At 42.5% G+C, this 10,807-nt stretch carries 12 protein-coding genes; 8 read left to right on the top strand and 4 right to left on the bottom strand.

Translation table 11 applies throughout. The features are described from left to right. Nucleotides 1-168: 168 nt before the first annotated feature. Together A3761_RS26335 and A3761_RS19300 are read left to right on the top strand one after the other, a co-directional pair. Entirely contained in the window at nucleotides 169-324 is a 156-nt protein-coding gene (locus A3761_RS26335) for a hypothetical protein (RefSeq protein WP_156490405.1), read from the top strand. 288 nt (nucleotides 325-612) lie between these two features. Further along, a complete protein-coding gene (locus A3761_RS19300) occupies nucleotides 613-1,206 on the top strand; it encodes an AraC family transcriptional regulator (RefSeq protein ID WP_068750705.1) in 594 nt (197 codons plus the stop codon). Between the two features lie 175 nt (nucleotides 1,207-1,381). On the opposite strand, the gene A3761_RS19295 is transcribed toward A3761_RS19300, so the two are convergent. The 4 genes from A3761_RS19295 to A3761_RS19280 all read right to left on the bottom strand — a co-directional run bounded on the left by A3761_RS19295 (nucleotide 1,382) and on the right by A3761_RS19280 (nucleotide 5,073). Further along, nucleotides 1,382-2,215, bottom strand: a complete 834-nt coding sequence (locus tag A3761_RS19295; RefSeq protein ID WP_068553159.1) for an ABC transporter substrate-binding protein — start codon at nucleotides 2,213-2,215, stop codon at nucleotides 1,382-1,384. A 367-nt stretch (nucleotides 2,216-2,582) separates the two neighbouring features. Then, nucleotides 2,583-3,557 (bottom strand): magnesium transporter CorA family protein, encoded by a 975-nt coding sequence (locus tag A3761_RS19290; RefSeq protein ID WP_068508819.1) that lies wholly within the window; start codon nucleotides 3,555-3,557, stop codon nucleotides 2,583-2,585. Between the two features lie 11 nt (nucleotides 3,558-3,568). Beyond that, nucleotides 3,569-4,462 carry a LysR family transcriptional regulator gene (locus A3761_RS19285; protein ID WP_068508821.1) on the bottom strand — a complete coding sequence of 298 codons (894 nt, stop codon included), beginning with the start codon at nucleotides 4,460-4,462 and terminating at the stop codon, nucleotides 3,569-3,571. Between the two features lie 32 nt (nucleotides 4,463-4,494). Continuing rightward, nucleotides 4,495-5,073: a hypothetical protein gene (locus A3761_RS19280; protein ID WP_068508825.1), complete on the bottom strand. Its 579-nt coding sequence runs from the start codon at nucleotides 5,071-5,073 to the stop codon at nucleotides 4,495-4,497. Between the two features lie 184 nt (nucleotides 5,074-5,257). On the opposite strand from A3761_RS19280, the gene rimK reads away from it, so the two are divergent. The 6 genes from rimK to A3761_RS19250 all read left to right on the top strand — a co-directional run bounded on the left by rimK (nucleotide 5,258) and on the right by A3761_RS19250 (nucleotide 10,615). Further along, nucleotides 5,258-6,163 (top strand): 30S ribosomal protein S6--L-glutamate ligase, encoded by a 906-nt coding sequence (gene rimK, locus A3761_RS19275; protein WP_068508826.1) that lies wholly within the window; start codon nucleotides 5,258-5,260, stop codon nucleotides 6,161-6,163. A gap of 41 nt (nucleotides 6,164-6,204) precedes the next feature. Beyond that, complete coding sequence (locus A3761_RS19270; RefSeq protein WP_068508839.1) at nucleotides 6,205-7,236, top strand: succinylglutamate desuccinylase/aspartoacylase family protein; 1,032 nt, start codon at nucleotides 6,205-6,207, stop codon at nucleotides 7,234-7,236. Then, nucleotides 7,226-7,756 carry a RimK/LysX family protein gene (locus A3761_RS19265; protein ID WP_082865127.1) on the top strand — a complete coding sequence of 177 codons (531 nt, stop codon included), beginning with the start codon at nucleotides 7,226-7,228 and terminating at the stop codon, nucleotides 7,754-7,756. Before A3761_RS19270 ends, A3761_RS19265 begins: the two co-directional genes overlap by 11 nt. Before the next feature lie 60 nt (nucleotides 7,757-7,816). Continuing rightward, entirely contained in the window at nucleotides 7,817-8,395 is a 579-nt protein-coding gene (locus A3761_RS19260; RefSeq protein WP_068508841.1) for a mechanosensitive ion channel domain-containing protein, read from the top strand. A gap of 75 nt (nucleotides 8,396-8,470) precedes the next feature. After that, nucleotides 8,471-8,779 carry a hypothetical protein gene (locus tag A3761_RS19255; RefSeq protein WP_068508842.1) on the top strand — a complete coding sequence of 103 codons (309 nt, stop codon included), beginning with the start codon at nucleotides 8,471-8,473 and terminating at the stop codon, nucleotides 8,777-8,779. A gap of 156 nt (nucleotides 8,780-8,935) precedes the next feature. After that, on the top strand, nucleotides 8,936-10,615 hold the full coding sequence (locus A3761_RS19250; protein WP_068508844.1) for an AMP-binding protein: 1,680 nt from the start codon (nucleotides 8,936-8,938) through the stop codon (nucleotides 10,613-10,615). Nucleotides 10,616-10,807: the final 192 nt, after the last annotated feature.

Genomic DNA, 10,807 nt, shown 5'->3' with positions numbered 1-10,807 from the left:
TGAACACATGCTACATCCTTTAATAAGACAAATCGTTTACCAAATGAGACAGTTAGATTGAAATGTGAATAAACTCTCAGTTTTTGAGTGCCTAATAGAGATTAAATAGAACTTAACTGCTGCATAATAGGAAAAGTCGTATTACGGTTTAACAAAAGAATAAATACAATGAATACTAATGCTCGTTTTCCAGGTTGGGGAAGCGGTCAGGTGACAATCTTGCTTGAATATGCCTTATCTAAAGGCCTATCCACTAAGCGAGTATTGGAGGGCTCTGGTATTACACTCGAAAGCCTTGAACATAGTGACCCGTCCTTAGACTAAGAATTGCATGTGATTAAAAATTTGCTTGCTTGTATGCCCACTCATCCTTTTAGAGTAGGCTTTGATGTTGGTTTACATTGCAATGCAAACTCATTCGGTTTGATGGGGTAAGCCCTTCTTGCTTGTAAAACACCAAAAGCTATTATCAACTTCGCCTCACAGCATTTAAATGGTGAATTGAATTTTTCAATCATAAAACCACGTATCTATAAGTCTTCGGTAAAGACGACTTTTGATTATCGTAGAGGCCTGTGTGATAAAAGCGTCGCTTTTGTTCTAGGGAGGGATATGGGCTCAGCCATCTCATTTCAGGAAACCTTGTACNACGATATTCCTGACATTGTCGTAGAAGTTGGGTTTAAAGGAGAGCCTCTACCCGGAATGGAAGAGATAGGTGAATACTATCGCTGCCCAGTTAAGTTCGAGCAAAACGATAATTATTTGCTCAATGACATACGTGTAATGGATATCGTCATGCCATTAGGTAACCGTATGATGGAAAAAATCTTAACCAAACGAATCCAAAAATATGTTGATCAACTACCTGATATGCTTACCATTGAATCAAAGACACAACGCTACTTCGAGGAAAATGGCTACCAAGACTTGAGCAAAGAACAACTGGCTAAAGCGCTCAATATTTCATCACGAACGCTTACACGCTATCTAACAAAAGAAGGGACAAACTGGAGAAAACTATCTAATCAACTTCGTATGGATAGAGCTAAGGAATACTTAATCAGTACACCTGAAGGCATTGAACAGATTGCTTTTAAAGTCGGCTTCTCTAACGCGAGTAGCTTCTCAAGCGCATTTTCTCGTGAGGTAGGGCGAAGCCCACTCGAGTTTAGGCTAACAAATTCTTGGGGGGAAACCCAATAAGTTTGTTAGGGTGGCGTATCATTCAAAGCAGCGAATAACCTCGTTATGGGACGTTAATGATCACTCCTAATAGGCAATATGCCACGTTTTTAAAAAGAGCGGTGCTAGCGCTTCGCAAAAATAAATGCGTGACCTTTCCACAGTTTAAAGATTCGATGAAGCTCTGAGTTACTCGTTATCGAATTACTAGGCCTTTCGCACCTTGAGAACCCAGGCGACTTACTTTTGATTTGATTCCCTGCTGTTTATAGATCTTTTCGAGTAGACCTGTCTTTATGGCGCCATCTAGAGCTATGTTAAATTGTTCACGCAACTCTAAGGCCCCACTCTTCTTGCGAGTAAAGCCGACATGAAAGGCCTTGATAGGTCCGACTGCTTTAGGAATATAGTCAATGTTCCGAAACAAAGGTGCATACTGATCAATATAAAACTGACATACCAGCTTGTTGCATATAAATAGCTCGATGTGCTCGCGGTTCAATTTTTTTAAGTTGTCGAGTGTTGGGTTTTGTGAAAACAGCGGAGCTGTCTTTATGAGCCCTTCACGCTCAGCAGCTTGGAACGCTATAGGATAATGGTAGCCTGCATTTGACCCGATACTATAAGGCTGAAGATCTGATAAAGTCTCCCACGATATTTCTGACGATCTTCTTTTGAAAAATACAGTATCAATTATTGAGATAGGGTTAGAAAAGTATGCAGATTTGCTTCTCGACTCGCTGTAGGTATACGGATATACCCCGTCAACAAGACCGCCCTCCACCATTAAAAGTGCTCTTTTTGCTGGGACCGAAGTAATCTCCAGCTGATAGCCCATTGTTTCAAAAATCTCATGTAGCAGTTGTGTAACGCTTCCGACGACTTTCCCAGCTTCTACGAAACTATGCGGAGCATGCTCAACGGTGACAAAGTGAAGTTCTTTCGAGGTCGTTTGGACGCTAAATAAACAAAGGCTCAAGAAACAAAAGGATGCTCTGAGAAATGGCAGGACATTGAAATCATGCAACATGTTTAATAGTCTTTTTCTGAAACGCGATTTTAGAATCCATATTAGCCGAGCAATGAGCGTTATACAAACCTCCGGCTCTGTAATGATATTTTTGGCAGGTATCAGACAAACCGATTCGAATCTAACAACTCTCAGATGTCTACTTTGTGGAGAAGACAGACTGTCAGAAAGGTAGTGCTTAGTGCTTCAAAATCAAAATTCTTCGACATCTTTAAATCAGGAGAACTAGGCCATTTCGACAATGCCCTTCAACGGCAGTTTTTGGCTTTAGCCGACTAAGCTTTTCTTGCTGTTTGTACGCTCTAGTTGAAATCTCTATTTCGATAGGTCAAGCTTAGTGCTAACTTTTTCAATTGAACGTTGGCTTTTACAGCCAGCGCTTTCTCTTAAACCAATAAACTAAGCCCGTTGATAGCGACAACATGATTGCGAGCAGGTAAAAATAGCCGTTCTCAACCTTGAGTTCAGGTATATAGTCAAAGTTCATCCCATATAGCCCTGCCAAAAAACTTAGTGGCACAAACACAGCGGTGATGACCGTTAAAACTCTCATCGTTTCATTCAGCTGATGCGCTGATATCGATAAATAACCATCGATCAAATCTCCGCAAATATCGTAGTGCATCTGAGCAAGTGTAAAAAGGCGCTGGAAACGATCATCTAAGTCGTTAATTGCATGCTCGCAAGCTGCCTTGTCGAAATATGCGTACTCATCACTTTCTTTATGTAAGCCTTCACTTATGTCCGTATGATAATTAAATGTCCGCGTCAGTTTTACCAGCCGCGACTTAAACTTTGTCAGCTCTTTCAACTGTTGGTCATTTGCATTGTTTTCGAGTTGCTCCTCAATCTCACTAAGTTGAGTATCAAAATTAAGCAACTTCTCGAGGTAAACACTCGATGCTGCTTTCATTATTTGAATAGCGACCGTCATAGGAGATATATGTTTGAGTTTACGCAAGGCTTTTTTAGATTGCTCTACCCCAACCGATTTAACCGGGTGAACAGTAACCAGAATGTTGTCTTTAACAATGAGTCCAATCGACTGATGTTGGAAAGATATATCATCTTCAATGGCACGAATTCCGCGATACAAAATAAATAAGTGCTCGTCAAAAAACTCGATTTTTGACGGGTGGCTCTTTCGCAGGGTATCTTCAATAGCAAGGTGGTCAATATTTAGCTCTGTGAGCAAACGTTTAATTATTTCATGATCTTCGGTCGTAAGATCAATCCACAGCTTTTGGCTCGTGAGTAAGTCGCCGGAAATTAGATCATCAATCGACATTGCTTCGAGCTCTTGACTCTTACCATCGTCAGAGAGCTGGATAATACTTAACATGTCATAACCCTCTATATCTCTATTATTTCTGGCACTTCAATCTCTGGAGCGTCTTCTACAGGCATTTCAAGCGCCCTAATAACATTGAGAATGTTTTCTATCTCGTTCGTATGAATGTTCTCTCGATGATGGCACGCAAAGATTTGTCTAGCAATGACCGGCGCATCGGCAACTTGATAAAGGCTTTTGTCGATATAGGGTTCAATTAAACGGTATGGTAAATAGGCACTGCCGCCAAATTCAAGCATAAATTCAAGCGCTATTCGTGAAAGCGTAGTATGAAGAATAGGTGATATATTATCTGAAAACACCTGAGTAAAACTCATTTGAAACGACAAACCCCAATCAATGGCAATATAACGTTGCTGGACTGCCTCCTCTGCTGTTGCGTCAGCATTCGTGCTAACCAAAATCAGTTCGGCGGGGGTTATGGGTATAGATACCAAGTCATTGAGTTTCGCTGGTTCATAAATAAGCGCCACATCCAATGTACGTTCCATTAGGTGCCGGGTTAAGATATCTGGATTGTGCGCTTCCGTCCTCAATGCCATTTCTGGAAAATCGCGATGAAGTCGGTGCAATGTGTCTTGCAGCACCAGGTCCCAAAGACCTGTTGTGGCACCGAGAGAAATTACGTGTTTTTGTTTCTTTCGTAGCGATACATCTTGGCGAGCTCTTTCCCATGCAATGATAATTGTTTCGGCATGATTAATAAGGCGCTCACCTGTCACCGTTAATTGTAAGTTATTCCTAAAGCGAGTAAAAAGCTTCGCACCTAATACATTTTCCAATTGTTTGATACGAGCACTGACCGCTGCTTGGGTAAGGTATAAGTTTTCAGCCGCTTTACCAAAGTGACGCGTATTCTTTACTTCCAAAAATGTACGTAATAACTCAATGTCCATGATGTCGCCTATGTTAAGGCCAGCGAGCTAACCTATTTATGCCAATAGTCCTTAAATATAGTACTAAAGAGACAATTAAGTCTAACCCTATCACCTAAAGGAGAACTATCACAAATTAAGGCCAGGTATGCATCGCGACCATCACCCTGGCAGGGCGGTTCATAAGGTATAGAGTCACACATTTTTCGTGCTAAATTTGACAACAAAAAGCATAATTCAGAGGTATTTGATATCTCGGCTTTCCCAGCCAAGTCACTTAGCGAAACATACTCGCGACCTGCTTTAAAAAGTTCACAGATAATGTCGTTCGTTTTGCGGCTTTCAATTGGAAGGGTCTCACAAATTGCGCGATACCATGCTGTTAGGTCAGGCATGCTATTTTCTCTCAGTCTAATTTCGTTCCTGATATGACTGTCAACAACACCCTTGAGGTATTGAAATGGTTCATCACTATCTAAACCCTCACAATAAGCAACTCTCTCACCCTGCTTAAAAACCTCGCCGGTACTCACTCCGTTAGTGACTCGGTTTACTAGCTTGTAGGTTCTATAAAAACTTTCTTTTATCTGACTCTTGGTTAATCTGTCAGGCATTGTTAAGACGTTCATCATAGTAGATTCCAAAACAACTGATTGATAGCACTATCCTCATTATTGTCATACTAGTTTCGTCATTCGACCACCTAATAAATTTTGTCGTCAACACAAATTCTTTTCGTTTTACGCTTTAAAAAATCAGGCCCAAAATTACGACAGATTTACACAAGCTCAACTGACAATGTTTGGAGGTATCCCAATGAAAATAGCAATCCTATCCCGTAACCCAGAGCTCTACTCTACTCGCCGACTAAAAGAAGAAGGAGAAGAGATGGGGCATACTGTTGATGTCATCGATACAATGCATTGTTATATGGATATTACCAGCGCCAAACCTTCTGTGAGATACAAAGGTAAGCCCTTACCTCTTTATGACGCTGTCATTCCACGAATAGGAGCTTCGGTTACTTTCTACGGTACTTCGGTCGTCAGACAATTTGAAATGATGGGAACTTATTGTATTAATGAATCGGTCGCGATTAGCCGGTCACGGGACAAACTTCGTTCTTTACAACTGTTATCTAGAAAAGGGATTGGTTTACCTAGAACAGGTTTCGCAAATCGGCCTGACAAGATAGATGACTTACTTAAGAATGTCGGTGGCGCACCCGTTGTCATTAAGTTATTGGAAGGCACTCAGGGCATTGGTGTTGTATTAGCGGAAACGACAAAGACAGCCGAAAGCATCATTGAGGCATTTATGGGTCTAAAAGCAAACATCCTTGTACAAGAGTACATTAAGGAGGCAAATGGTGCTGATATTCGCTGTCTTGTGGTGGGAGATAAAGTCGTTGCTGCAATGAAACGTCAGGCTGCGCCTGGTGAGTTTCGCTCAAACCTACACAGAGGGGGCTCGGCTGAAATAGTTCGCTTATCGCCAGCTGAAAGAAAAACAGCAGTCGATGCAGCAAAGACAATGGGCTTATCAATGTGCGGTGTAGATATTCTTCGAAGTGCTACCGGGCCCGTTGTCATGGAAGTGAACTCTTCCCCGGGGCTAGAAGGCATTGAAACGGCTACCGGCAAAAATGTAGCGGGGATGATTATTTCGCATATCGAAAAGAAGGCAAAACCCAACGCAACCAAAACTAAAGGGAAAGGTTAGTTATTAGTTGAGACAATGCAAATATTAGTTGAGATATTACAATGAGACAGAGCTTTTCCATAGCAGGACGTGACATCAAACCGGGTGAATCAGCATACATTGAAATGCCCACCGTTGCGCTGTATACCGACACCGAAATGTCGATGCCGGTATACGTGAAACACGGTAAAAAAGATGGCCCGGTATTGTTCGTTAGCGCTGCGATTCATGGTGATGAGTTAAATGGTACTGAGATTATTAGTCGCCTAATTCAAGGTAAACAACTTAGAGGAATGAAGGGAACGCTCATAGCAGTCCCCATTGTAAATGTTTATGGCGTCATTTCACAAAGCCGCTATCTACCTGACAGAAGAGATTTAAACAGAAGCTTCCCCGGCTCGACTAAAGGGTCGTTAGCAGGAAGAATTGCAAACCAGTTTCTGAAAGAGATCGTTTCAAAATCGGACTACGGGATTGATTTACATACAGGTGCGATTCATCGCTCAAATCTGCCACAGATACGAGCAAATTTAGATGATGAAAGAACAAATGAACTTGCAAAAGCCTTTGGCGTGCCTGTTGTACTTAATGCCGATATAAGGGATGGATCGTTGAGAGAATCTGCTGGAGAACTGGGCGTACCAGTACTTTTATATGAAGCAGGTGAAGCATTGCGATTTGATGAATTATCTATTCGTGCGGGTGTAAGAGGCATCGTTAACGTTATGCGTTCATTAGATATGCTTACCAAACGACGAAGCAAGCTTAAATATGAACCTTTTATTGCTAGGCAGTCAGGATGGGTAAGGTCAACTGACAGTGGCTTTATCCGTTATAAAAGAACGCTTGGTGAGCTCGTGGAGAAAGGCGATGCGCTGGCAGATATTCAAGACCCGTTTGGTCGAGTATTAGACACCATCACGAGTCATGCTAAGGGTATTATTATTGGTAAACAGAACATCCCATTAGCACAGGAGGGTGAAGCATTATTTCATATTGCTTATTTTTCCAAGCCAAACGAAGTGGCTGAAAATCTAGAACTAATGAATGACAATTTGGTCAGTGAATCCGAGGTATTGTTAAATGAGCCATGATAACTTTTCCAAGAATAGAAATCTAAGTGAGGAGCAAACAATTGTGGGAAGTTCCTTCGCGAAATACCTGGATGGAAAGATCTTACTAGGTGCAGTCGAGTACGCTGACCTACCTGGACTACATTTATTCAACGTTCAGGTAAGAGTTGACACCGGCGCTAACAACTCATCTTTGCACGTCGAAAATATTGAGTATGAAGAGAGGGATAATGAAACTTGGGTCAGTTTTGATTTACCAAAGGATGTCTTTCCTGACCGAAGGGCGAGTAGACGGTCAGCAAAACTCATCGACAAAAGGCTTGTTAAGACCAATAATGAGGCTAAAGAGAAGCGTTGCTTGATTGAAGCGAGTGTCTGCATTGGGAAAAGTCATTGGACGATACCTATCACCTTAACTGACCGCTCTAATATGCGATATCCTATGTTGCTGGGTCGAACCGCAATGGCAGGACGAGCGCTTGTGGACCCCGAGTCGGAGTATATCCAGAGTGAAGATAGAATGAGCGTAAACTATGAATAGCTTATGCTCGTAGACAGACAACAAGTATGAAGTTGAAGCAAAGTATTCTTGAGGTAAAAAATGTTTGATGAGCTTTTGGCCTGGTTTTCAATGTACAAAGTAAATGTGTTGCTAACGTTGGTTATCATCATTATCTACGGCTTTTTTAAATACGTACTACGACCACGAATCATCGCACATGCAGAGCACGGAAATCTAAAAGACAAATCGAAAGAAACCGCGCTCGCTGCAGTAAATGTGTTGCTGTTAATCGGAACAGTGGTAGTCACTCTATTTGTATGGGGTTTTGACTTCAAAGGACTCCTGACATTGTCTGCCAGTATTCTGGCGGTCACTGGTGTGGCGTTATTCGCCGGGTGGTCGGTACTAAGTAACATCACCTCATTTTTTATTCTTTTAGTGCAAAAGTCATTCAGGCGTGGCAACTTCGTCAGAGTGATTGATGGCGATAATTACGTCGAGGGGTATATTTCTGAAATTAACTTATTCAGCACTAAACTAATCAGTGAAGCGCGTGAAGTTATTATATATCCAAACAACTTACTTCTAACCAGACCAATGCTCGTCAATCCTAGAGATCGTTTAAAAGGGATTGGTAAATTGCAGTCTGAAGAGTACAAAGAAGACAAACAGTCTTAATTTAGAATAACCCGAGTTGCCTAGTTATTCAAACAATTACTTAGCGGGATACGAAGCGGGCAATACGACGACCAGTTGATCTATCGAAAGCGCTTAAGAAGAAAACTCAGAGATTACACCTCGAATATACCCCCTCATGCCCAAGCCGCCAAAAAAGCTGACGAGTGGCTAGTCAGCGAAGGCAAGGCGCCACGTTATGAAAATGGCGGCTGGGTCTCTTATTGTTATACCGTGAATGGGCCTGAGCCTATAGAACACCTTGTATCACCACTTGATTATGACCTGTATCTCGCCAGACAAATCGCACCTATTGTCGATGGTGTAGTCAGCTTCTTAGGCACCTCATATAACGAGATTACTAGTGACCAATTGAGCTTGTTGTAGCTGCCCAACCTTTAGGTTGAGCCTTCCACAAGTGCAACCCAGCGTCAATATTTTAAAACCTAGGGTCAAGGGATTAACGCTCCTTATCTGTACAATTCTCCTGCAGAATTTAAAAACCAATAACAATCTAATAGCTACGTTTACAAAGGAATAATAATGAACGATAGAAAGATTCCACTCGCACTTGAACATGTTTATCGCTGGGAAAAGGAAAAGGCCCAGGACATTTACCTCACGCAACCTCTTGGCAATGGACAAGTTAAAACCTATACCTGGCAACAAGCCGTATCTGAAGCCAGAAAGATGGCGAACTATTTGAAGACTCTTAATTTACCAGCCAAGAGCCACATAGCATTACTGTCAAAAAACTGCGCTCAGTGGGTCATGGCGGATTGGGCAATCTGGATGGCAGGACACGTTACCGTTCCGCTCTACCCAACCCTAAACGCCGATACCGTCAGCTATATACTTGAGCATTCCGAAGCACAAGTCCTATTCGCTGGTAAGCTTGATGATTGGGACGATATGAAAGACGGTATTCCAGAAAGCTTACCCTGTATTTCCTTTGACTTAAGCCCGGAAGAAGTGCAGCAAAAGTATACTAGCTGGGATCAGATTGTCGCAAAGAATGAAGCCTTAAGTGAAAATACAGCTCGCGAAGCAGATGAAATCGCCACGATTGTTTATACCTCTGGTAGCACCGGGAACCCCAAAGGCGTGATGCTATCTTTCCATAGCATGGCCTATGCTGCACAAGGCGCGATAGCCTCATTAAAAGTGACTGATCAAGACAGAATGCTTTCTTACCTTCCTTTGGCACACGTGATGGAGCGTTTTGTAGTCGAAATGGCCTCTATATCTGTTGGCTTTCAATTATTTTTCGCCGACAAACTCGATACCTTTGTCGCTGACTTGAACCGAGCAAACCCTACCTTGTTCCTGGCGGTTCCTCGAATTTGGACAATATTCCAGACAGGTGTCTTTGCCAAGATGCCAAAACAAAAGCTCGATCGTTTGATGAAGATTCCTTTACTGTCAGGCTATATGAAAAAACGCGTATTGAAGACGCTTGGTCTGCAGGATGTACGCTATGCTGCGAGTGGCTCTGCACCACTAAGTCAAGATACGATTGCCTGGTACCAAAAGCTTGGTCTTGAACTCCTCGAAGGCTACGGCATGTCTGAAAACTTTGGTTATTCTCATATGTCCCAGCCAGGCAGAAGTTGCCTTGGTTACGTAGGTGAACCTTTACCTGGTGTTGATTGTCGAATCAGTGAGCAAGGTGAAATTCAAATCAAGAGCCCTACCCTGATGATGGGTTACTACAAGGATGAGGCGAAAACCAAGGCTGAGTTCACTGAAGATGGCTATTTGAAAACCGGGGATCGTGGTGAAATTGATGAACTTAAACGCCTTAAGATTACCGGACGAACCAAAGAAATATTTAAAACCAGTAAAGGTAAATACGTTGCGCCAGCGCCAATAGAGAATAAGATTATTGGCCATCAAGACATTGAGATGGTTTGTGTATCGGGCGCTGAGTACCCACAACCTCACGCATTGGTAGTATTAGCCGAATCATCGGCCAAAAAAACAAGCTGTGATGACTTTAAAGCAGAGCTTGCCTCTAGCTTTCAATCTTTAATCAAGGACGTAAACTCTACACTTGACCCTCATGAGCATATCAAGTTCGTGACGATTGTCAGTGATGAGTGGAGCATCGCCAGCGGGCACCTAACACCGACGATGAAGATGAAGCGAGATGTTATTGAGTCGAGTTACAAGCCTCATTTGGATGATTGGTATGAAGCACGCCAAGCGGTTGTTTGGCATTAGGGTGCACTATCGTCATCCCGGTGTGCTCTTCAGCCGGGATCCATGATACCTAGCACGGCGCATCAAGCAAAATGGATTCCCGCTTAACACACTGCGGGAATGACGCGTCTTTAAGACTACGGGAATGGCGCGTTTTTAAGACTGCAGGATTTCAGCAACTTGACCATCCGTGAAATCCCTATCACCGTTCCG

The sequence above is a fragment of the Oleiphilus sp. HI0123 genome, from assembly GCF_001635315.1.
The sequence above is the reverse complement of the archived record's forward strand: the minus strand, read 5'-3'. Positions and strand labels throughout refer to the sequence as shown.

Excerpts from the sequence above, each read along its gene's own strand:
- A3761_RS19290 (WP_068508819.1), bottom strand. The coding sequence starts at position 3,557 with ATGTTAAGTATTATCCAGCTCTCTGACGATGGTAAGAGTCAAGAGCTC.
- rimK (WP_068508826.1), top strand. The coding sequence starts at position 5,258 with ATGAAAATAGCAATCCTATCCCGTAACCCAGAGCTCTACTCTACTCGC.
- A3761_RS26335 (WP_156490405.1), top strand. The coding sequence starts at position 169 with ATGAATACTAATGCTCGTTTTCCAGGTTGGGGAAGCGGTCAGGTGACA.
- A3761_RS19265 (WP_082865127.1), top strand. The coding sequence starts at position 7,226 with ATGAGCCATGATAACTTTTCCAAGAATAGAAATCTAAGTGAGGAGCAA.
- A3761_RS19270 (WP_068508839.1), top strand. The coding sequence starts at position 6,205 with ATGAGACAGAGCTTTTCCATAGCAGGACGTGACATCAAACCGGGTGAA.
- A3761_RS19295 (WP_068553159.1), bottom strand. The coding sequence starts at position 2,215 with ATGTTGCATGATTTCAATGTCCTGCCATTTCTCAGAGCATCCTTTTGT.
- A3761_RS19285 (WP_068508821.1), bottom strand. The coding sequence starts at position 4,462 with ATGGACATTGAGTTATTACGTACATTTTTGGAAGTAAAGAATACGCGT.
- A3761_RS19280 (WP_068508825.1), bottom strand. The coding sequence starts at position 5,073 with ATGATGAACGTCTTAACAATGCCTGACAGATTAACCAAGAGTCAGATA.
- A3761_RS19250 (WP_068508844.1), top strand. The coding sequence starts at position 8,936 with ATGAACGATAGAAAGATTCCACTCGCACTTGAACATGTTTATCGCTGG.
- A3761_RS19260 (WP_068508841.1), top strand. The coding sequence starts at position 7,817 with ATGTTTGATGAGCTTTTGGCCTGGTTTTCAATGTACAAAGTAAATGTG.